At 65.2% G+C, this 21533-nt stretch carries 19 protein-coding genes and 1 tRNA gene; 11 read left to right on the top strand and 9 right to left on the bottom strand.

Features of this window, described 5'->3' with window-relative positions; translation table 11 throughout:
• Nucleotides 1-106: 106 nt before the first annotated feature.
• The 5 genes from FPK30_RS05820 (at nt 107) to FPK30_RS05800 (ending at nt 2903) form a co-directional block, all read left to right on the top strand.
• Nucleotides 107-697 carry a DUF501 domain-containing protein gene (locus FPK30_RS05820; RefSeq protein WP_232341989.1) on the top strand — a complete coding sequence of 197 codons (591 nt, stop codon included), beginning with the start codon at nt 107-109 and terminating at the stop codon, nt 695-697.
• Between the two features lie 11 nt (nt 698-708).
• Entirely contained in the window at nt 709-1710 is a 1002-nt protein-coding gene (locus tag FPK30_RS05815) for a Ppx/GppA phosphatase family protein (RefSeq protein WP_186279408.1), read from the top strand.
• Nucleotides 1711-1734: 24 nt separating this feature from the next.
• Nucleotides 1735-1820: transfer RNA gene (locus FPK30_RS05810), tRNA-Leu, on the top strand.
• Nucleotides 1821-1910: 90 nt separating this feature from the next.
• A complete protein-coding gene (locus tag FPK30_RS05805; protein ID WP_144085701.1) occupies nt 1911-2318 on the top strand; it encodes an FKBP-type peptidyl-prolyl cis-trans isomerase in 408 nt (135 codons plus the stop codon).
• Between the two features lie 105 nt (nt 2319-2423).
• The gene (locus FPK30_RS05800) at nt 2424-2903 is read left to right on the top strand and encodes a GreA/GreB family elongation factor (protein ID WP_024627331.1); all 480 of its coding nucleotides are present in this window, start codon (nt 2424-2426) and stop codon (nt 2901-2903) included.
• A 131-nt stretch (nt 2904-3034) separates the two neighbouring features.
• On the opposite strand, the gene trhA is transcribed toward FPK30_RS05800, so the two are convergent.
• Nucleotides 3035-3955 carry a PAQR family membrane homeostasis protein TrhA gene (trhA, locus tag FPK30_RS05795; RefSeq protein ID WP_144085700.1) on the bottom strand — a complete coding sequence of 307 codons (921 nt, stop codon included), beginning with the start codon at nt 3953-3955 and terminating at the stop codon, nt 3035-3037.
• Nucleotides 3956-4124: 169 nt separating this feature from the next.
• On the opposite strand from trhA, the gene FPK30_RS05790 reads away from it, so the two are divergent.
• Nucleotides 4125-5612, top strand: coding sequence for a sensor histidine kinase (locus FPK30_RS05790; RefSeq protein WP_144085699.1), 1488 nt, complete (start codon nt 4125-4127; stop codon nt 5610-5612).
• A gap of 80 nt (nt 5613-5692) precedes the next feature.
• Here FPK30_RS05790 and FPK30_RS05785 read toward each other — a convergent pair whose 3' ends face one another.
• The 4 genes from FPK30_RS05785 to FPK30_RS05770 form a co-directional block, all read right to left on the bottom strand.
• Nucleotides 5693-5971 carry a WhiB family transcriptional regulator gene (locus FPK30_RS05785; RefSeq protein WP_015021978.1) on the bottom strand — a complete coding sequence of 93 codons (279 nt, stop codon included), beginning with the start codon at nt 5969-5971 and terminating at the stop codon, nt 5693-5695.
• Nucleotides 5972-6048: 77 nt separating this feature from the next.
• Complete coding sequence (locus tag FPK30_RS05780) at nt 6049-8022, bottom strand: FtsK/SpoIIIE domain-containing protein (protein WP_144085698.1); 1974 nt, start codon at nt 8020-8022, stop codon at nt 6049-6051.
• 94 nt (nt 8023-8116) lie between these two features.
• Complete coding sequence (locus tag FPK30_RS05775) at nt 8117-9355, bottom strand: LCP family protein (protein WP_232345817.1); 1239 nt, start codon at nt 9353-9355, stop codon at nt 8117-8119.
• A gap of 74 nt (nt 9356-9429) precedes the next feature.
• Nucleotides 9430-10863, bottom strand: a complete 1434-nt coding sequence (locus tag FPK30_RS05770) for an LCP family protein (RefSeq protein WP_260804457.1) — start codon at nt 10861-10863, stop codon at nt 9430-9432.
• A 325-nt stretch (nt 10864-11188) separates the two neighbouring features.
• Here FPK30_RS05770 and FPK30_RS05765 point away from each other — a divergent pair, with 325 nt between their 5' ends.
• The 3 genes from FPK30_RS05765 to FPK30_RS05755 are packed head-to-tail and all read left to right on the top strand — an operon-like array spanning nt 11189 to nt 16165.
• On the top strand, nt 11189-11446 hold the full coding sequence (locus tag FPK30_RS05765; protein WP_144085695.1) for a WhiB family transcriptional regulator: 258 nt from the start codon (nt 11189-11191) through the stop codon (nt 11444-11446).
• A gap of 58 nt (nt 11447-11504) precedes the next feature.
• Nucleotides 11505-14645 carry a glycosyltransferase gene (locus FPK30_RS05760; RefSeq protein ID WP_144085694.1) on the top strand — a complete coding sequence of 1047 codons (3141 nt, stop codon included), beginning with the start codon at nt 11505-11507 and terminating at the stop codon, nt 14643-14645.
• On the top strand, nt 14642-16165 hold the full coding sequence (locus tag FPK30_RS05755) for a DUF5719 family protein (RefSeq protein ID WP_144085693.1): 1524 nt from the start codon (nt 14642-14644) through the stop codon (nt 16163-16165). The genes FPK30_RS05760 and FPK30_RS05755 overlap by 4 nt, the downstream gene beginning before the upstream one ends.
• 10 nt (nt 16166-16175) lie before the next feature.
• On the opposite strand, the gene FPK30_RS05750 is transcribed toward FPK30_RS05755, so the two are convergent.
• Complete coding sequence (locus tag FPK30_RS05750) at nt 16176-16610, bottom strand: metallopeptidase family protein (protein WP_144085692.1); 435 nt, start codon at nt 16608-16610, stop codon at nt 16176-16178.
• A gap of 65 nt (nt 16611-16675) precedes the next feature.
• Between FPK30_RS05750 and FPK30_RS05745 the strand changes: the two genes are divergently transcribed.
• On the top strand, nt 16676-17515 hold the full coding sequence (locus FPK30_RS05745; RefSeq protein ID WP_415873702.1) for an HAD-IIB family hydrolase: 840 nt from the start codon (nt 16676-16678) through the stop codon (nt 17513-17515).
• Nucleotides 17516-17675: 160 nt separating this feature from the next.
• Entirely contained in the window at nt 17676-18368 is a 693-nt protein-coding gene (locus tag FPK30_RS05740; protein ID WP_186279407.1) for a ComF family protein, read from the top strand.
• Here the strand turns inward: FPK30_RS05740 and FPK30_RS05735 are convergent.
• The 3 genes from FPK30_RS05735 to FPK30_RS05725 form a co-directional block, all read right to left on the bottom strand.
• The gene (locus FPK30_RS05735) at nt 18365-19717 is read right to left on the bottom strand and encodes a Y-family DNA polymerase (RefSeq protein WP_144085690.1); all 1353 of its coding nucleotides are present in this window, start codon (nt 19715-19717) and stop codon (nt 18365-18367) included. The genes FPK30_RS05740 and FPK30_RS05735 overlap by 4 nt on opposite strands.
• A complete protein-coding gene (locus tag FPK30_RS05730; RefSeq protein WP_144085689.1) occupies nt 19714-20331 on the bottom strand; it encodes a LexA family protein in 618 nt (205 codons plus the stop codon). Before FPK30_RS05730 ends, FPK30_RS05735 begins: the two co-directional genes overlap by 4 nt.
• A gap of 70 nt (nt 20332-20401) precedes the next feature.
• The gene (locus tag FPK30_RS05725; protein ID WP_144085688.1) at nt 20402-21532 is read right to left on the bottom strand and encodes a sensor histidine kinase; all 1131 of its coding nucleotides are present in this window, start codon (nt 21530-21532) and stop codon (nt 20402-20404) included.
• Nucleotide 21533: the final 1 nt, after the last annotated feature.

Below are 21533 nucleotides of genomic sequence, written 5' to 3'. Positions count from 1 at the left end.
CAGCGTGATCAAGGCCCAGGAAAGGCCCCAGGCAGCAGTGGAATCTCAAGCCGCAGACAAGATCCGGGTCGAGCCTAAAGCCTCCAGCCTGGTTACCGGCCGGGATCTGGCGGTGGTCAAAGACCGTATCCAGGAGCTTCTGGCGACCCCGGCCACGCCGGAGCAGACAGCCGTCGTGAACCGGCAGCTGGGCCGCTATCCGAGGGGCATGGTGGCCGTGGGCGCCCGCTGCGTCTGCGGCAATCCGCTGGCTGTGGTCACCCGGCCCCAGCTGGAAGACGGCACGCCCTTTCCGACCACCTGCTATCTGACCAGCCCCGAGGCCGTCAAGGCCGTCTCCCGGCTGGAGGCCGACGGCGTCATGGCCGACTGGAATGCCGAGCTTGGTTCGGATCCGGACCTGGCCAGCGCCTACCGCAGGGCCCACGAGCTCTATCTGGCCTTCCGTTCCGCCCTGGCCCAGCGGCTGGGCGACGACGAGGGGCACATCGCCGGAATCTCGGCCGGTGGCATGCCCAAGAGGGTCAAGTGTCTGCACGCTCTGACTGCCCAGTCCCTGGTTATGGGGCCTGGGGTCAATCCCCTGGGCGACCGGGTTCTGAGTCTGGTGCGTCGGGTATTCGACCCGCAGGTCTGCCGGTGCGCGCAGCCTTGGACTGAGGCATCCGGGCAAGCGAGCCAGCAGGAAAACCAATGAAGGGGGCTTCCATGGATCAGGTTACGGTGGCGGGCGTGGACTGCGGCACCAACTCCATACGTCTGCTGATAGCCCAGGTGGACCGACAGGGGCTGCACCCGGTGGCTCCCAGGCTGATGCGGGTCATCCGGCTGGGGGAGGGCGTGGACCGCGACCACCGCTTCTCCGATCGGGCTCTGGAGCGCGCCTTTGAGGCCTGCCGGCTCTTCGCCCAGCAGCTGCGGGAACACCCGGTGGACGGCCTGCGCTTTGTGGCCACCTCGGCCACCAGGGATGCCGACAACCGCGAAAGCTTTGAGGAGGGGGTGCGCTCCATCCTGGGGGTTGCGCCCGAGGTCATCAGCGGCTCCCAGGAGGCCTCGCTGAGTTTTCTGGGCGCGGTCAGCGTGCTGGAGCAGCGCGGCAGCGCCGACATGCCTCCTGCGCCCTACCTGGTGGTCGACCTGGGTGGCGGCTCCACCGAGCTGGTCCTGGGCGGGGACGGGAGCGATCTGCCTGTGGACCAGGTCAGGGCCTCCTACTCCATGAACATCGGCTCCGTGCGGATGACCGAGCGCCATCTGCTGGGCGATCCGCCCACCCAGGAGCAGATCGACCAGGCGCTGGAGGATGTTGACGGCTGGATCGACCGGGCCTTCGAACAGGTTCCCGTAGCCGGGGTAGGCAGCCTGATCGGGGTCTCCGGCACGGTGACCACCATGAGCGCCCTGGCCCTGGGATGCGAGGTCTACGATCGCCATGCCGTCGATGGCCGGTCCATTGCGGTCGATGCGGCCCGCCGGGTTGACGACCGGGTGCTGACCATGAGTCGGCAGGAGCGCAGGGAACTCAAGGCCATCCATCCCGGCCGTGTGGATGTGATCGGCGGCGGCGCCCTGATCTGGAGCCGTCTGCTGGAGCGTCTGGGCCAGGCCAGTCCCAGTGCGCTGGCTTCGGGAACCTATGTGGCCAGCGAGCACGGCCTTCTGGATGGCCTGGTCCTGGACTACGGCCGGACCCTCCTGCGCGAATGATATACTAAGGCGTTATGGGTTACGGCCCCGGTGGCGAAATGGTATACGCATCGGACTTAAAATCCGCCGCCTTCACCGGCTTGTGGGTTCGATTCCCACCCGGGGCACCAAGGCCTCATCGGCTTGGACGGCAGTGTCGCAACTTGTCACCCGGCCGACGAACCGATACTCTGGTACGCAAGAAAACCAAAGGAGTTGTCATGAGTGACCAATCCATGCCCGAGGTGAACGCCGAATTCGGCGCCACGCCGACCATAGCCTTCCATGGTCCGGCGCCCAGCGGGCTGCGCGCCGTGGAGCTGGTCGAGGGGGACGGGCCGGTCGTCCGCAAGGGCGATACCGTCACCGTCAACTATCACGGCCTCGTCTGGGGTTCGGATCAGGTCTTCGACTCCAGCTTCCAGCGCCATCAGCCGGCCAGCTTCCGCATTGGCGTGGGGCAGGTCATTCGCGGCTGGGACCAGACAGTGCCCGGTCACAACGTGGGGTCCAGGTTGGTGGTCTCCATTCCGCCGGAGTATGGATATGGTCGTCAGGGGATGCCCCAGGCGGGCATCGGCGGCGACGATACCCTGGTTTTCGTGATCGACATCATATCGACACGGTAGACAAGGGTCTCCAGGCGCCGGTGAGGGCCGGCGCCTTTTTCATACCCTTGACTTTGCAGTTCAGGTCGGGCCACGAGACAAGCGCATCAAACAAGGAGGAATCACATGGCTGAGGAAAAGACGATTCTGCTGACACAGGCCGCTTACGACAAGCTGAAGGAGGAGCTCGACCACCGTCAGGGCGAGTACCGCGACGAGATCACCGAACGCATCGCGGCGGCTCGTGCCGAGGGCGATCTGAGCGAGAACGGCGGCTACCAGGCTGCCCGCGAGGAGCAGGGCAAGAACGAGGGGCGGATCAACGAGCTGATCGTCAAGCTGCGCAACGCCAAGATCCTCAAGGCCCCCAAGGCGGGCACGGTGGGCAACGGCTCCCTGGTGACCCTGACCATGGCCGGCAACGAAATGGTCTATGTGCTGGGCTCCAGGGATCTGACCGTGGCCACCGACTACGACGTCATCAGCCCCGAGTCGCCCATCGGCGCGGCCCTGATGGGCGCCAAGAAGGGCCAGACCGTGACCTACAAGGCACCCAATGGCAAGGACATCTCGGTCACCGTCAAGGATGCCCAGCCCCTCAAGTAGCGGGACGACCCCTCACCGTCCCAGCCCGGCCTGAATGAAGCCGCTTCCCGCCATAGTCGACGGAGAGCGGCTTCTTCTATGGTTCTTGTCGGATGGTGTGTGATGAACAGACCGCCAGGTTGGTGATGTGTTCAGCGCAGATTGCAGACCACCAGGTAGATGGCTACGATATGGCAGGCGTAGCCGATGACCGTCCCGCAGTGGAAGATCTCATGGAAGCCGAAGACGCGTGGCCAGGGGTCCGGCCGTCGCAGGCCGTAGACAATTGCCCCGAGGATGTAGGCCAGGCCGCCGGCCACGATCAGCCACACCACCGGCGGACCGGCCATGGGGGAGTCCCAGAAGAGCTTCAGAAAGCCCACGCCCGAGACTCCGAAGACCACGTAGACCAAGGTGTAGAGCCAGCGGGGAGCCTCGATCCAGAAGACGTGGACGATCATGGCCACCAGGCTGGCCCCCCACATGCCCAGGATGATGATCCGCCGCCAGAAGGGGTCCAGGGCGAAGGAGATCGGCGTGTAGGTGCCCGCGATGAGCAGGAAGATGTTGACGTGATCCAGACGGCGCAGCACGTCCGTGGTCCCCGGGGTCCAGTCGCCCAGATGATAGAGGGCGGAGTTGCCGAAGAGGGCCAGTGAGGCGACCATGAAGACCGCGCAGGCCAGCTTGAGCCCAGTGCCGTGGGCCAGGCAGATCAGCACGATGCCGGCGGCCAGGGCCAGGGGGGCGGCCACGGCGTGAATCCAGCCGCGCAGCATGGGCTTGGGGCGGCCGTGGACATCCAGACGGACCTTGCGCTCGATCTCCATGTCGGGGATGCCCTCGATTCGCGAGGCCTTGATCTCAGCCTTGGCCATGATCCGCGCAGCCTTGGCCTTGGCCTTGGCACGCACCGCGTCGGCCCTGGCCTGCAGATGGGCCTCGTGGGCCACCTCCGCATCCCGGCGCAGGTAGGTCAGCTCCTGGCGGCGCTGCTGACGGCGGCGTTCGAGATCGGGATCGACCTCCTGATCCTCGGACGGTCTGCCGTCCTCGCTGGTCCTGGTTGCCATGGCCCTCCCTTGGCCCCTTGACTGGTCCGGACCTGTCGGGTTCGGTTGCCGGGGGCGAAACATCCGTGAACCACCCTACCCTAGACCTGTGTATGGGACGCGCATGCCATCATCGCCCTTGGCATGACCCGCCTGCCTGCTTCCGAGGGCCCTTTGTATGATGGAGGGCATGGCTGATTTTTCCGAGATTCTGGCATCCTGCGACGACTGCAATGAGGAGGACCGCGAGTGGCTTCACCACCTGGTGGCCGACTGGCAGGTCATCGCCGATCTGAGCTTTGCAGACCTGCTGCTCCTCCTGCGCACCGGCGAGGGGGAGTTCACCGTGGCCGAGCAGTGCCGGCCCTCCACGGTCATGTCCCTGCGCACCGAAGACGTGGTGGGGGAGCACTTCCCGGCGGATCAGCGCGGGGAACTGGAGGCGGCCATGCAGTCCAAGGGGGTGCTGCGGTCCACCAAGCTGCGCACCATCGGCCGTGCCACGGTCTGCGACGTCTATGCTCCTATCAGGCACCAGGGCAGAACCCTGGGTCTGGTGGTCCGCGAGACCAACATGGCCACCCGCGAGTCCAACGGCCGCTACGAGAGCGAGAGCATCAACGCGGGCAAGGAGCTCTTTGAGATGATCACCCGCGGCGAGTTTCCCTATGCGGATTCAGTGCTCAACCAACGGCACAACGCCAGGGTGGCCGACGGTTTCTTTGTGCTGACGTCAAGCGGCGTGGTGCGGTACGCCTCGCCCAACGCCATCAGCTGTTTCCGCAGGCTGGGCTCAGTGGAGACCATGATCGGCCAGTATTTGAGCGAGATCGGCACCTCCCTGCTCAAGGAGAACGATCCCGTGCCCGATTCCCTGCCACTGGTCCTGACGGGCAAGGCAGCCGTGGACTCGGAGCTGGACGCCAACGGGTCTGCCGTCTCCATGCGCTCCCTGCCCCTGTATGGCAAACAGGGCAGGATTGGCGCCATCGTGCTCTGCCGGGATGTGACCGAGCTGCGCCGCCGGGAGAAGGAGCTGCAGACCAAGGATGCCACCATCTCCGAGATCCACCACCGGGTCAAGAACAACCTCCAGGCCGTGTCGGCCCTGCTGCGGCTGCAGGCAAGGCGCACCAAGTCCGACGAGGTCCGCAAGGAGCTGGAAGAGGCCCAGCGACGCGTCCAGACCATCGCTGTGGTTCATGAAGGCCTCAGCCAGACCGCCGATGAGATTGTGGACTTCGACAAGGTGATCGCCAACCTGCTGAAGATGAGCGTGGATCTGGCCACCACCAGCGACCAGCACATCACCATCTCATACGTGGGCAAGTTCGGGATGATGCCCGCCCAGGATGCCACACCCCTGTCGCTGGTGCTGACCGAACTGGTCAACAACGCGGTCGAGCACGGCTTTGAGGGCCGTGACGAAGGGCATATCACCATATCGGTGGGCCGGGGCGGCAACAACCTCAATGTGGTGGTCGAGGATGACGGCAACGGCTACAGCACGGAGTCGGATCAGGGCCAGGCCCGTTCCACCGGGTCCGGGCTGGGCACGCAGATCATCAACACCTTCGTCACCAACGACTTCGGCGGCACGGTCAAGTGGGAGCCCCGCCGGGATGGCGGCACCCGGGTGGTCATCAACATCAAGCTGCGCGTGGCCCAGGACGTGTGACGCCTGGCTCCTTTTAGGCAAAGCAAGGGGCGACGGCATCAAGCCGTCGCCCCTTGCTGTTTTGCGCCATCGGGAAGGTGTCAGGACTGCATCTGCATGGCCTGGGACCTGCGCGCACGCATGGCCCTGCGCTTGAGAGCCCTGCGTTCGTCCTCGCTCAGTCCGCCCCAGACGCCGTAATCCTGGTTGGTGTCCAGCGCGCACTTCAGACAGGCGTCAATGACCTTGCAGGTCCGGCACACGGCCTTGGCCTCCTCGATCTGCTGATAGGCTGCACCTGTGTTGCCGACGGGGAAGAACAGCTCAGGGTCCTTGTCACGGCAAGCAGCCTTAGCGCGCCAATCAAACGCATTACTCATCTACCTAAGCCTCCAAGAAGTTTTTATCGATACTTTATCACTACCCTATGCAAGATAAGCACGATGGGTGACTTTTTTCAAGGGTTCGTTTGTTTTACGGCTAAAGAGAACACCTGTAGCGGAATGGCGAGACCCGCCTCCAGGACCAGACACCGTCCGGGAATGGCACTGGGCCGGGTGGGGAGGGTGGCCAGCTGATCAGCGGGGATGCCAGCAGCCAGATCGGCCCCCCGTTCGCCGCAGGGGAACACCAGACGGCGGCTGAAACGCTCGGGTCTGCGCAGGGCGCTGGCCGTATCCACAGCCAGGATCACCGTGGCGGCCTCCTGTCCCAGAGCCTCCTGCAGAAGAGGGGCCAGAGGATCCTGACAAAGCGGATCCAGCAGATCCTGGGCGTCGTCAAGAATCCAGATCAATGCACGGCTGCCGTCCTGACGGCCATGAGGCGGTGACGGCACTGTGCCGGGAAATTCCCGACTGCTGTAGCCGTGACCTGTTCGACGCGTGATGCGCAGGTCGAAGCCCGGCTCTGGTCGGGCTCCTGGCTTCATCAGGGTGAGCAGGGAACGAGCCAGCAGGGCCAGCAGGGTGCTCTTGCCCCGTCCTCGAGGCCCGATCAGGGCCGTATGACCCTTGAGCGGCAGGCGATAGAGATGGAGCAGAACCCCGTCGTCCATATGTCCCAGAGGTACCTGGGGCTGTCCCGACTGCCAGAGGACCTGTCCGCAGGCCGGATCATGCTCTGGCAGGGGAGGGGAGAAGAGCGGTGCCGGCGGTCGGCTGCCGCAAAAGCGACTGGCCTTGATGATCTGGCCCACCAGGGCCTGCGGGTCAGCTGCTGGGCAGGTGCGGAAGGCTTGCAAGCCCCGGCCCTGCTCCAGGAAGCCCAGACCTGGACAGGCAGGGTCGATCGCCGTAGCACAGGAGGAGCCCAGCAGCTCCCTGGACTGCAGGGGGTCCCGCACTCGCAGACAGATGCCCAAGTTCATGTTGGCACGCATCTGGGCGCTGACCTGCCCCATGGTCTGCTGGGTGCAGGCCACCAGGTTCATGCCCAGGGATCTGCCCTGAGAGGCCAGCGAGGTCAGCCTATCCAGGTAGTCAGGCAGAAGTTGGCGCAGGGCCTGGAACTCGTCAATCACCACCACCAGGCGCGCTGGTGGATCGGCCATACGTGCAGTGTCCTCAACCCCCGCTCTGGCGACTAGGCGCTGGCGGCGCTCCAACTCCCGCTGAAGGCCGTTCAGCGCGCGTACGGCCCGTTCCAGGTCCAAATTGGTCACGCAGCCCACGGTGTGCGGCAGTCGGGCCAAGAGGCCGAAGCCGGCGCCACCCTTGAAGTCCAGCAGGACCAGATTGAGCCGGTCTGGCGGCTGGCTGGCGGCCAGGGCCAGACACCAGGTCTGCAGGAAGACCGATTTGCCCGAACCGGTGGTGCCTGCCACCAAGGCGTGGGGTCCGTCGCGGGGCAGATCGATGACCAGCGGACCAAGATCTGGCCGGATGCCGATGACTGCCGGTGCCGACGTTCCTGATGCGGCAAGCCATGCGTGGACGATGCCCTGCCAGGGCGGACCTTGCGATCCCGAAGGCCCTGATTCCAAGAGCCGGGACTCGAGCTGAGGGCCGGGGTCAGAGGCCAGTTTAGCCAGGTCCTGCAAGGTCTCGTTCTCTGTAGTTGTCGAGAGGGATGCACGATCCGATACTGTGCCGTATGCCGATTGAGCGCCTGCCGGCGGAGCGGACGATGACCGGCGATGCATTCGCAGCAGGCTCAGAAGCACCATGGCCAGGGTGCCTGTCAGGCTGGGCAGCAGGAGGAGGAGCAAGATCCAGCGGCCCTGGCAGACTACGTACCAGATCATGCCCGCCTGGGCCAGGGCCGGAGCCGTCTGTGCAACCAGGGTGAGCATGACCTGGGCGCTTCCCCTTTTGGCCTTCCCCTCTTTGGTGCCGGCGGCGTGCCGATTGCCGCCTGCAGCATTGCTCGGGACTGTCGGCCCAGCTGCGGACTTGGGGAATACAGGTGCTGATGAATTGGCCTTGATCATGCCTTCAGCATGAGACGCCCGACGCAGGAGCGCTAGAGCGGACCTGCCGTGTGGTCAAATGTGGAAGGGATTGGCGATGGGCGCAAAGCGGGCGCTACATGCCGCCGACCGTTCCAGCGGCATGACTGCCCTGGGCCAGTTGGTTGAACAGGTCGGTGTTGCGGGCTTGATCCAGCAGGACGGTGGAACCGATGCCCCCGCCCGGGTAGTAGTCGGGATCTGTCCAGTAGACGCTTCCGGTGACCCCATTGCTGCTGCTGGCGCTGCGGAAGGCCAGGACCATGTGCATAAGGTCTATGGGGTTGGCCCGCTCATCCACCACCAGGGCATCCAGCCCTGACGAAAGGACCTTGCCGGCCCTGGACGGGTTGAGCATGACAGAGGGCTGCAGGGCCTTGGCGCTGATGGCCGAGATGGCCTGACGCTGGCGTTCGGCACGCCCAAAGTCTCCCTTGGGATCCGAGTAGCGCATGCGGGTGAAGGCCAGGGCCATGCCACCGTCAGCCTGATGGCAGCCGCGGGACCATACCATGCCTGAGTTGGGGTCGTTGACGTCTGCGTCATAGCAAAGCCTGACGCCGCCCAGGGCGTCGACTACCTTGCTGAGGCCTCCGAAACGGATCAGGGCCACATGATCGACCTTATGACCGGTGATGTCCTCGATCTGGCCGGTCAGGGCCCGGTAGCCCGATGTGTAGGCCACGGCGTTGATCTTCATGTACTCCCCATCCTGCTTGACCAGGGAATCCCGGGGGACTGAAATCAAGGAGGCGGCCCCGTGCCGGGGCTTGGTCAGCACCAGGATGGTGTCGGTGCGGAAGCCGGTGATGCTGGTGTCCTGTCCTGCCCCCGGCGATCCGTCGCGCTGGTCCGATCCCAGCAGGAGCCAGGTGGTGGCTTCTGAGCCAGGGGCATCGGTCAGCATTCTGTCGCGGGTGAGCTTGCCATTGATCCAGAACCATCCCCCACCTGCCAGTACAGCCAGTGCCAGCAGCAGGACCAGCAACAGAATGGCCACGAACCTGCGCAAGGGATGTCTGCGGACGAGAGCCGTGCCGTTCCGCATGTCGCGGTTATGGCCCTTGTTCCGGTGGTATTCAACAGGTGCAGCTGCAGCCGCTGGTCTGGGTGTGGTTTTCGAGGAGCCGCTGGTGCGTCGGGCTTTCTGATGTCCGGCCCCGGCAGAGGGGGAGAAGCTGGGAGGCGTCTGGCTGCGGCTGTGTCTAGCCCCGGTACCCGGGGTTTGGGGGTCGGCCGAGGGACGGTGATGCCCGGAAGGCATGAAGCTAGGAGGCTCCTGCCCTTGTCCGCCTTGGTCTGATCCAGTCCGCATACCCTTAACCTCCGTAGCTATGGCCGACTAGGTAAGCAATAGCATGCCTGAACGACCCAGAGGGGCTTAATCGGCTATCTCTGCGCCGGAACCGCACAGACCGTAGCAAACAGGTAGCGGTCCGCCATGCCGATGTACTGTCCGGTATTTGCATCCTTGATGGTTCCGTCGTCCGGATCGACGGTCCCGCCCGTGTTCGGATCGACCAGGGTCTTGTCGGGCATGGTGATAAGTCCAGTGCGTGGATCGGGTTTGGGAGCAGCGGCGGCGGATGCAGATGGGGATTGGGTGCCGTCCCCTGTGTCAGAGCCGTTGCCAGCCGTCTGAGCGGCACTCTGTGAGTTTTGGGCGTTCTGGGCATCCTGACCATTGCCGGCCTGGTTGCCTGATGAGGAAGCTGACTCTGCAGCCTCATTGGCCTGGGTCAAAGGCTTGCCCTCGCGCAGCAGATGCCAGATGGTTTCGGCCTCGTCCGTCCACACCACCCGGTTGCTGTCCTGGGACCATTCTTCGACAGGTATGGTTCGGGCGTAGATATGCGTGGTGTCTATGTGCTTGAGCGAATTGCCCAGGCCCAGCAGGGTCTGGAAGCTGCCCAGCCCCTCGCTCAGCTGCAGGGTGGACATGGAGGTGGTGGCCAGACGGTAGGCCTTGGGCAGATCGGAATAGATGTTGACGGTCTTGGCCTCGTTGACCAAGCTCTTGATCAGGTACTGCTGGCGGGTGGTGCGCATGATATCCGACCCGTCGGCGCCGGTTCCGTGGCGCATGCGAGCGTACTCGGTGGCCTGGGTTCCGTCCAGATGCTGCAGGCCGCGCTTCAGGTTGATGCCGGTGTAGCCGTCCCAGGTGTCCTTGGGGATGCACACGTCGACCCCGCCCAGGGCGTCGATGATGGACTTGAGGCCGTTGAAGTCAGCCACCACAAACTGCTGAATGTCCAGGCCGGTCAGGGAGCGGACCGCCGCCATGGAGCAGCTGGCGGCCGAATTCGCATCGCCGCCCTGGTTGTAGCCCTCGGCGAAGATGGAGTTGAACATGACCTGGCGGCGGGCCGGGATGGTCTCCCCCTTGCTGGTGGTGCAGGCCGGGGCGTTCACGATGGAGTCCCTGGGGATGGAGACCACATTCACATAGGAGCGGTCGGCGGCGATCTGGACCACCATGGCCGTGTCCGACTGGTGGTTCTCTTCCAGGCCGTCACCGCTGCCGCCCACCTCGGCATTGCCCTCGCCGTCCCGGGTGTCCTGGCCCAGCACCAGGACGTTCAGGGTTTTGCCCTTGTAGATGTCTTCCGGGGCCTTGTGGGCTTGAGTCAGGCTGACGGGCTCGAGCACGTGCATGTGACCGTTGATGTCGGTCCAGAAGGCCGCCACTGTCGAGGCCACGAAGCAGAGAACGAAGGTAAGGGCCAGGCAGATGCCCGTGCGCAGACGGTGGCTGCTGCGAAACCCATCACTGTGCTGGGGCTTGCCGTTCCTGCCCGCCTTGATGTTGGGCAGACCCATCTTTCTGGTTGGGGACGTCAATGGTATGCCTTCCTCATCGGCTGTCGCTGTAGGGCTCATTCCGGCGGGAAGAACCGGGATGGCGGTGAAGCGTGCTTGAACCAGTCATAGTATAGTCTGACCCCCATCCGCAGCTCCTCTTCGGGCGATACGGCTCCCTCCATGTGTTGCTCAGTTGCGCTCGCAGATATTTAGGGGTTGACAGAAGACCCCTGCAGCAGCTGTAATAAAAGTGTGTAAACACACTAGGGACTGGGGGGTCGCTATGAGTGGATTTGTTGACACTCGGTATAGCAGTACAACTAAAAACAGGTTGACGCCGCTGATGCAGTGGTTCGAAGTCAACGTCGGACCATCCTGGCGAAGCGAGGCGCTCTGCGCGCAGACCGACCCGGAAGCATTCTTCCCGGGCAAGGGAGGCTCCACCCAGGAGGCCAAGAGGGTCTGCGCCGACTGCACCGTCCGCAAGCAGTGCCTGGACTGGGCCGTCGAGCACGACGAGCGCTTCGGCATCTGGGGTGGCATGAGTGAACGGGAGCGCCGCCGTTACAAGAAGAGGATGCGCGCGCAGCATCAAGTCTGAATCGCCGCAGATGCCCGAGCGAGGCATTCGGTGACCTGGTTTGCGTAGACTGGAACGCATGAGTTTCGTCGCGCCTCAAGCCCAGGATGTCCGGCAGGTCCTCTCTGCAGTCATGAACGAATGTTCGCCCGCCGCCAGTCCTCATGTGGAGGATGCCGTGGCGGCGGTGATCACGGTCGAGCATGATCTGACCTACCTGCAGGACACCCTGCGTGCCCTCTTGCGGCAGAGCCTCTTGCCGCGGGTCCTGGTCATCGCGGACTGTTCGGGGTCTACTGCAGAGCCTCTCTATGCGCAGTTTCCGGTGGATGGGCCCGCGCGGGTGGAAGTGCAGGTGGTTCGCGCGCGCGGTGCCTCCTCCTTCGGCGATGCCTTGGACAAGGCGCTTGGCTATGCCCGCCTGCCTGGTCGGATCCGCGCTCTTTGGCTTCTGCACGACGACTGCCGTCCTCTGGATACTCACTGCCTGGACGAGCTGGTGGACACCTGGCACAGCAATCCCACCGCCTCCCTGCTGGGTGCCAAGCAGTATGACTGGCAGGGCGAGGGGCTGCGTGACGTGGGTCGGTATGCCTACCATCACCGAACGGTGAGCCTGGTGGTGGACAGCGAACCCGACCAGCAGCAGTATGACGCGCGTCAGGATGTCTTCGCGGTGAGCCTGGCCGGCGCCCTGGTGCCCATGCAGACCATGAAGGACTTGGGCGGACCAGGCGCCTGGGCTGGCACTTTCGGTCAGGCCGACGATCTCTGCCGCCGTATCTGCCTGTCAGGGGGACGGGTGGTAATCGTGCCCAGCGCCCGGATGGCCCATGCCTGCGCCCGTATGAGCGGGTTGCGTGATCGGAACGGGCGGGCGGTGCAGCCCGACCACCCTTTGGATGCCTCCATGGGGCCCATACTGGCTCGGGAACGCTACCTGCTGACCGATTTTGCCCTGCCCTGGTGGCTGCTGGTCTGGCTCTGGCGAGTTCTGGCGGCAGTGTGGTTCATGGCGGTTGATCTTATGGGCAAGCGGCCCTACAGGGCCCTCTGCCGTCTGTGCGCGCCCTGGCGGATCCTGGCTCGGCCTGCAGCGCTGCTGACCATGCGCCGCCGTCTGACCTCCGCCTGCCATGGCAGCCCCCGCCGGTTGGACATTCTTCAGGCCAACAGCCAGCAGATCCGGCAGTGGCGGCAGCGCAGGCAGGCCTTTCATGATCAGCGGGAGCATCCCATGCTCAGCCACCTGGCCCTGGCTCATCTGCGTCAGCAGTTTCTGCGTCGCCTGGCCTGGGCTTCAGGGATGACCCTGGCGGTTCTGGCGGCCTTGGTGGTCACCCATTGGCCCCTCTGCCGCGCCGTCTTCTCGGGAGGGGCCATCCACGCGCCCTCCCTGCCCTCCTCAGGAGCCGATTGGTCCCGGCTGCTGACGGCGGCCACCACCTCCTGGTCCATGGCCGGAGGCGTGGGACAGCCCGCAGTTCCTGCCCCCTTCCTCCTGGTGCTCCTGCCCTTCGCGCTGCTGACCGGAGGTCATGTATCCCAAGCCATGGCTCTGATGCTCCTGGCGGAGACGGGGCTGGCCGCTCTGTCTTTCTGGGCTCTGGCCGGCGTGGTCACCAGGTCCAATCCCATCCGCGTCCTGCTGGGGTTGCTCTGGGCTTGTCTGGCATTCGCCTTGGGCATAGTGGATGGCCTGCAGCTGCCCATGCTGACGGTCATGGCCTTCATGCCTGCCGCCTTCGCTTTTGTTTTCAAGGCTGTGGGGCTGTATCAGACCGAGGCTCCCGTGCATCCCAAGGCTTCGGTGCAGCAGGCGGCTCTGGCCTCTATCTGCTTCCTGCCGGTCCTGGCTGCCGAACCTCAGCTCATGCTGGCCATGATTCCGCTCTTCATTATGGCGATCTGCCTGGTGCCCTCCCATCGGGTCATGCTGCTCCTGGTGCCGCTGCCCTCGGCGCTGGCCCTGGCGCCCACCCTGGTCAATTCCTTGCACCATGCTCATCAAGGGCTTTGGAGACAGCTTTTCGCAGATCTTATGATCCCCTCGACGGGCCTGACCGGTCAGCCCGGAACCGGGAGCCTGGGGCAACTGCTGGCCCGCCTGCTGGACCTGGACGTTTCGGCCCAATGGCCCCTCAGGTGGCGACCTGAGCTCTGGCGCCCGACCACCCTGGCCTGCGCTCTGCTGGTGGTGGCCCTGCTGGCCTTTATCGCCTTGGTTGTGCCTCGGGCGCTCAAGACTGCCAGGATTCTTTGGATTACCGTTCTGCTGGGCCTGATTCTGGCGCTGATCTCCCAGGCGGTCTGCACCGGCTTGGACGAGACCGGTCCAGTGGCCGGTTCGGTCCTGCCCGGCGTGATGCTTGCACTCATGGGACTGCTGGCTTGTCTGGGCCTCCTGGCTGGCCGGGCCGTCCGTCCCTTCTCGCCTCTTGCTCCCGGGCACGATCAGGATCCAGACGGCGATGGTGATCGTCCGCCCCTGCCTCCTGCGCAGTCCTCTTCAACCTCTGCAGCTGCGGCTGATGGCGGAGGACGGATTTTCAGGCTCCTGCTGGGTTTGATCCTGACCCTGGTCACGGCAGGCGTGGCAGCGGCTGGTCTGGCGGCGCCAGTCGGAGGACCCCTGTCCGCTGATGACCGGCAGCTTCCGGCAGTGGCGGTGGACTATCTGAACAAGGATCCGTCCCACCGGGTGCTGGTGCTGACCTCGCCCTCACACGGCCGCGTGGCCTACACGGGTCTGCACACCTCACGAGGCGAGCTGATCGATGCCTCGCCTGCCCTGCGCGCCCAGATGGTGAACGGCGGGAAGATGGCCGGTCAGGATGTCCTCTCGCGTTCGGCGGCGGCTCTGATGGCCAATGCCGACTCCAAGGCTGTAGCGGCTGTATCCGGCCTGGGCTTCGGAGGAATCTATGTGCCTGCCGACCATTCTGGTGCAGGCGGCATGGGATCCACGCCCAACGATGACCTGGTATCCAACATCACCGCCAGCGATGGCGCCCAGCAGGTGGCGACCAGTGCCCAGGGAACCTATTTCCGGTTGAGCTCGCAATCCGGCAGGGATGTGGGGGTCAACATGGCCGGGGCCCGTCAGGCGGCGGCCAGCACCTGGAGGAGGGTCTGGCTCTGGACCCTGGGCTTGGTCCTGCTGGGATACTGCCTGGTGGCTCTGCCGCGTCCTGGCTACTTTGGAGGGGAGCAACTATGAGTGCACGAAGCAAGGGATCCCTGGTGGCTGCTCTGGTCACGGCGCCTCTGGTGGCGGTTTTGATTGCTGTTCTGACGGTATGGACGCCTCCGGCCTCCTTGGCCGACGGGGCCCAGGGCTCGGCAGTCGTTGCCACCCGGGTCAGCCAACGTGAGGCAGCGTCCTACTGCCCGGCTCGCATGACGGTAGCGGATGAGGACAAAGTCGGCGATGACCAGTTCAAGGCCTCGGAGGGCGATCTGAGCGCCCGTGTCACAGCCGCCGCCTTTGGAGCCATCGGCAGTGCCAGCCTGACCCCGCTTGGCGGCGGGCGACGCACCGTGATGGCTGATCCCGATCTCTTGGACGGGCAGAAGACCATGGCTGCATCGCTCGATCCAGGCGCCTCGGCCACGGCCTTCGATTCCCGGATGCTCAAGTCCCAGCCGGGCACGGGGGCGGCTGTCGGCATGGTCTCGTGGGCCACCAAGGGCGATCTGCGAGGGATTCAGGCGTCGGCCTGCCCTCGGGCCGTCATGGATGCCGACTTCCTGTTGCCCGCCACCGGCCGAGGGTCCACACAGCGGCTGGTGGCCTACAACCCGTCATCCAAGGCTACGGTGATCAGTCTTGAGATCCAGGGTTCGCATTCCTCCGGCAACCTGTCCTTGGAGACCGGGAACACCATGACTGTAGCGCCTGGCGGCCATGCCTCATATGACCTGTCTGCGGCGGCTCCCGGACAGCAGGCCATCTATGTCCGGGCTCGCAGCTCCCAGGCGCCAGTGGCCATGTCGGTCTCGGTCAATGTCATGGCTGGACTCGATCCACGCGGGTCAGATCAGGTCACAGCCCTGCCGGCACCCGGCCGTGATCTGGTTATTCCCGGCCTGCGCGGGGCAGACCAGGCCACCCTGCTTCTGCAAGGTTCCAAGGCCACTGCGGTGGAGTTGTCCTGGATGGATGAAGATGGTCGGGAATCCTTGCGGCGGGTGGATTTGCAGGGTTCCAGGGCCACTGCGGTGGACTTGGGCGGCGTGCCTGATGGCAAGCTGGCTCTGCAGGTGCATGCCGACCAGCCTGTCCGCGCGGTCCTGCAGGTGACCGGCCAGGGCAGCCAGGATCAGTCGCAGTCCGACCTGGCGCTCATTCCTGCGGGTACTGCTGCCGCCTCCTCGGCCCTGACCATATCCCAGCCTGCCCAGGCTGCGCTGACCCTGGTCAACCCATCGACGGAGCCGATCAAGGCCGAACTGGTCGGGTTCGATGAGAAGGGCAAAAAATTGGATGAGCGCTCACTGACTGTTGAGCCGGGTCGGGCCCATGAGCTTTCAGCCCGCGATCTGGGCGACCAGGTGGCCGCTGTGCGGCTGAACGAGGATTCCGGGCATGGTTCCTCCCGACTGATCTGGAATGCTCGCCTGAGCGTGGACGCGGTCAACCAGGCTGGCCTGGCCGGTCTGGCCGTCATGGCTCCTGACGGGCTCATGCCTGCCACCACGCTGATCCGCTCCGGCCCCGACTTCACTGCCCTGCCCTGAACGTCCGCTGTCAGCGTCCCCACATGGGGTCGATTTCTTCGGGGTCGCGCCCGTAAAGGTCTGCCAGTTGCAGGACCAGTTCGTCGCGGATCATCAGCTCCAGCTCGGTGCGGTCTCGGGTCTTGCTCTGGATGGGCAGCCGGTAGAGGACGATTCTGGCGGGGATGCCGCGACCTGCCGGGAAACTGCGTGAGAAGAGGTCAGCCCTGTCCTCCCAAGGGGTGGGGTCGGAGGGCGGCACGTCCTCGACCGCGAATTGAACAGGCTTGACCAGTTGGGGCCAGCCGGCGCCCAGCCGCCGGATCTGGGCCGCGGTCAGATCGTCGAAGATCCCGCACCTGGTGCGATAGCGGGGCAGGCGGGTGCCGAAGGTGGGACGACGAATCCCCCGGCCATGACTGTCCCGATAGACGCTGCGGGACCAAGGCGGCTGATCGTTGATCATGACACTCACCTTAGCCCCTCAGCTCAGTGACAGTTTCGATTCAGGGTGTCTTGTAGCATGGAGCGATGATCGACAAGCGGATGGGAGCAATCATGGCGGAGGACGGTGCGGTGAGCGTGGCCTGGTGGGGCAGCCAAGACATAGGGTCCATCTGCGCACGGGCACGGGTCTTGGCCTTCGATCTGGACAATACCCTGGCGCTGTCCAAGACCCGCATGGATCAGACCATGGCCGTCCATTTCGCCGCCCTGACCCGGCTTCGGCCCGTAGCCATCGTCTCTGGCGGGCGGTTCAGCCAGTTCCGCGACCAGGTGCTGGATGCCCTGCCTGACGATACCCGTTTCGGCCAACTGCATCTGATGCCCACCAGCGGCACCCGCTACTACCGCTGGCAGGATGGAAGCTGGGATTGCGTCTACGCCCACGACCTGAGCGCCCAGGACCGGCAGGCCGCCGAGGCCAGCCTGGAGCGCAGGGCCAAGCAGCTGGGCGACTGGGAGGAGCAGGTCTGGGGGCCGCGCATCGAGGATCGCGGCAGCCAGATAACCTTCTCCGCCCTGGGTCAGCAGGCCCCCGTAGAAGCCAAGGAGGCCTGGGATCCGGACAACAGCCGCAAGGATGCCCTGGCCCGGGCCGTGGCCGCCGATCTGCCCAACCTGCAGGTGCGTTCAGGCGGCTCCACTAGCGTGGACATCTCGGCCAAGGGCATTGACAAGGCCTACGCCGTGACCTCCCTGGCCAGGATACTGGGTGTGAATGTCGGCGATATCGCTTTCGTGGGCGACCGGATGGATCCTGACGGCAACGATTATCCGGCGGCCCTGGCGGGGGCCATGGCTCTGCGTGTGCACGATCCGGCCGATGCCCTGGACCTGATTCAGGCCATGGAGGCCGATCTGGTCTGAACCTGTCCGCAGTCTATTCTGTGAACAGACAGCATGTTCATGCACATGGCCCTGATCTGCTTGCCTATCCTCTGCGTATTGGGGTTGGCTGGGCGGTATGCGCAACCCTTCATTGGCATTTGATCGACTCCGTCAGGCTGCTTGTGCTGTCGCCTCAGCCATGGCGGACTCGGCCCTGGACCTGGTGGCTCCTCGAGCCTGCGCCGGCTGTGACCGCCCTGACCTTCTGCTCTGCCCCAGTTGCAGATCCTTGCTCTTCCGGCCCCTGTCGAGGCCCGCCCCCGCCTATGCCACAGGTCTGGCCCTGGCCTGCGCTCCATATCGCGGAGCTGTCAGGCGGATCATTCTGTCCTGGAAGGATCATGACAACCGGCCCTTGGACAGGCCGCTGGGCCAGGTCATGGCCGATCTGGCTCCAGCCCTGTCCAGGCTGATCGATCCTCTGCTCCGGCCCAAGCCTGCCAGGGCCATTCTGGTGGTTCCCGCCCCCTCCTCCCTCGCCTCTCTGCGAAGGCGGGGGAGGGTTCATCTGCAGCCGATCCTCCTGTCCCTGGCCCAGGCCCTGCAGCGGCATGGTCTGGCTGCCCAGGTGGAATCGGCTCTGATCATGAACTCCGTGAGAACCAAGTCTGTTCAGGCGGGCGGCCGTCGGAACCGCTCGCATCGGCTGGCAGGCCGGATTGCGGTTGCGGATCCCTCACGGCTGGCCGGTCATCCTGTCTTGGTGGTGGACGACATCATCACCACGGGATCCACCATCCGCCAGTGCGCTCGAGCCCTGGAGACGGTGGGCGCCCTGCCGCTGGCTGCCCTGGCTCTGGCGGCCGTTCCTCCAGGCCATGAGGACCGCTAGCGGGCCTGGGCCACGGCCATCTCGTCCCAGCGAGTGGTGGCCCTGGGGGAGAGCATGCCCCGGTTCATGGCCCAGTCGGCCCCCGTATCCTCGTCGCCCCGGCCCTGGCCGCGGATGCCTCCGTAGCCTACGCCCACGCGGAAGGGGCCGAAACGACGGGTGGCGTCCTCCAGGACGTCCCCCAGACCATGGGTGTCCCGGGCTGCGTCCAGTCCTTCCAAGGTGTGGAAGTGGTCGGCATCGGTCAGGTCCAGCAGAACCACCCCGGCCCGGATCCAGCGGGCGTGGGGATCCACTCGGCCCTTGAGCGCCCGGCTGGCTGCGCCGGCGATGACCAGCGGGTCGTCGCTGGGATCCTCCAGGACGACGGTCCGGCCAGCTGAGCAGAACTGCTGGGGCGCATAGGGGCTGGTGGAGCAGAAGACCCGCACCCTGCCGCACAGGCCGTGCTGTCGACGCAGACGGCGGCAGGCCTTCTGGGCGTAGATGCTCAGCGCCTGGGCCAGGGTGGCGTAGCCCTCAATGGGGTGGGAGAACATGCGCGAGCACAGAATCTGATCGGTGCGCACGCCCCTGGCGGCATCCGCCTCGGGCTCGATGCAGGGTCGTCCCCTCAACTCCAGGACGGTGCGCTGCAGCATGACGGAGAACCGATGCCGGATCAGGGAGGGATCGGCATCGCGCAGATCCAGGGCGGTGGTGATGCCCATGCCCATGAGCCTGCCGGTCAGCCGTCGGCCCACTCCCCAGACCTGGTCGATGGGCACTGATGCCAGAGCCTTGTCGCCATACTGGGACTCCACCTGGCTCCAGAGGGTGATCCCCTCGGTCGAGGGATGGTCCTTGGCCCAGTGGTTGGCCACCTTGGCCAGGGTCTTGGTAGGCGCCACACCCACGCTGACGGGAATGCCGGTGCATCGCAGGACCGCGGCGCGCAGCTCCCGGCAGATCTCGACGGTGCGCTTGTCGTTCCAGATGCTGTCCATGAAGCACTCGTCGATGGAGTAGATCTCCTGGTTGGGCAGGAAATGGGCCATGATGGCCATCATGCGCCTTGAGAGGCTGGCATAGAGCTCATAGTTGGAGCTGCGGGCCACCACCCCGTCCTGCAGGGCCCGGTCGCGAATGGTGAACCAGGGTGTGCCGTTGGTGATGCCCAGGGCCTTGGCCGGGCGGTTGCGGGCCACCACGCAGCCGTCGTTGTTGGACAGCACAACCACCGGGCGATCAGCCAGGGAGGGGTCGAAGACGGCCTCACATGAGGCAAAGAAAGAGTTGGCATCAGCCAGGACCACCCGGCCTGTCAGAGCGGTCCCGGGTGCCGGCTGGGCCGGTCTCTGCGCGCTCATGCCGACCCCCAGCCCGTGGAAGGATAGGCGGGTTTCCGGCCCTGGCTTCCCGTGCGCCTGCGTCCGTGCGGGGTATGTCCGGGATAGGTGACCTGGGGCAGGGGAGAGCCGCTCCGGGATTCGCCCTTGGTGTCCACCCGCTGCCAGTGGTAGTTGCCGATGACCACCCCCCAGATGACTAGTTCCTCGCCCTCCTGGGGCAGGAAGTCGGGGTAGTCGGGGTTCTCGGCCCGCAGCATGGTCCGTCCCTTGCGTCTGGCCAGCCGCTTGACCAGCAGCTCGTCGTCCAGGATGGCGATGACGATGTCCCCCTCGCGTGGCTCCAGTGACCGGTCGACCACCAACAGGTCCCCGTCGAAGATGCCGGCTCCGGTCATGGAATCGCCGGCCACATGGATGATGAAGGTGGAGTCGGGGTGGACGATGACGTTCTGGTCGAAGCTGAAGTCGCCGCTGAAGTAGTCCTGGGCCACTGAGGGGAAGCCGGCGTGGACGGCCTCCAGGGCCTGGGGGACAGGGCTGGGGTGCCCTCGGAAGGGACTCAGGGCATCGACCCGGCACTCCGGCAGGGAAGCAGGGGCCGCCTCCGGCGACCCATGGATGGTAGCGACCATGGCACACCTCGAACTCGATGGCATTCGAACAAATGTTCGATTTCATTATGAGCCGAAGTGCGCCTCCCCGTCAATGCGGCGCGTCGGGCCCGCCGGAGCCGTCCCCGTCCCCCTCATCCTCGTCGGGGTCGCGGTGATATCTGGGCAGGGTGATCTCGAAGTCCGCTCCGCGCGGATCGTCCACCACCTGCACCTGGCCTCCATGCAACTGGGCCGCCCAGCGGGCGATGGACAGCCCCAGCCCGGTGCCGCCTGACTCCGTGCCCGGGCCGGCCTTGCCCTTGACGAAGCGCCGGAAGATATCGGTACGGGCCTCGGGGGGTATCTGCGAGCCGAAGTTGACCACGTTGGTGACTATGGTCTCCTGCTGCCGGTCCTCGTGGGCCTGGATCAGCACCGTGGTGCCGTCGGCCGAGTGCTTCAGGGCGTTGCTGATGACGTTGGTGAAAAGCTGACGCAGCCGGTCCTGGTCGCCCTCCATTCTCAGGCCCTTCTCCAGGTCCACCTGGATGTCGTGAGCGTGCCCGGCGTCGGCTATGGCCAGGGGCTGGAGGGTCTCGTCGATGAAGTCCCCGAAGTCGAAGTCCTCGATCTGCAGGCTGGCGGCCCCGGCCTCCATCCTCGACAGGTCCAGCAGGAAGGCGATCAGGTCGGACAGGCGGTGGGTCTGCTCCAGGATCCCCTCCAGGTTGGCTGGCGTGGGCTCGGTCACCCCGTCCGCCATGTTCTCCACCATGGCCTGCAGGGCCGAGACGGGGGTGCGCAGCTCGTGGCTGACATTGGCCACCATGTCCCGGCGCATCTGGTCGGCGTGCTGGAGCTCCTCGGCCATCTCGTTGAAGGACTGGGCCAGGAGCCCGACCTCGTCATGGCTGGTCGTGGTGGCGTGGACCCGGACCGTATAGTCACCGTCGGCCATGGCCTCCGCCGCATCCCGCATCTGCCGCAGGGGAGCGGTGAGCCCTCGGGAGAAGAAGTAGGTGATCCCCAGGGCCACCACCAGGGTCAGCGGCATGGCGATCCAGCCGCTCCAGCCCATCTTCAGCAGGAACCAGGCCATGACGAAGGCGATGGCTGTGGAGATGATGATCAGGACACTCAGCTCCACCTTCAATGAGGCGAAGGATCCAATGGGCCGTTCGCGGTCCACCCGCGCACTCAGACTGGGCCCCTTGCGCCGGCTTTTGCCGTCCTTGCTCATG

Origin of the sequence: Bifidobacterium apousia (assembly GCF_007559275.1) — a bacterium.
Classification (GTDB): Bacteria; Actinomycetota; Actinomycetes; order Actinomycetales; family Bifidobacteriaceae; genus Bombiscardovia; species Bombiscardovia apousia.
Note: the sequence above shows the minus strand (reverse complement) of the source record. Positions and strands in the feature narration are given on the sequence as shown.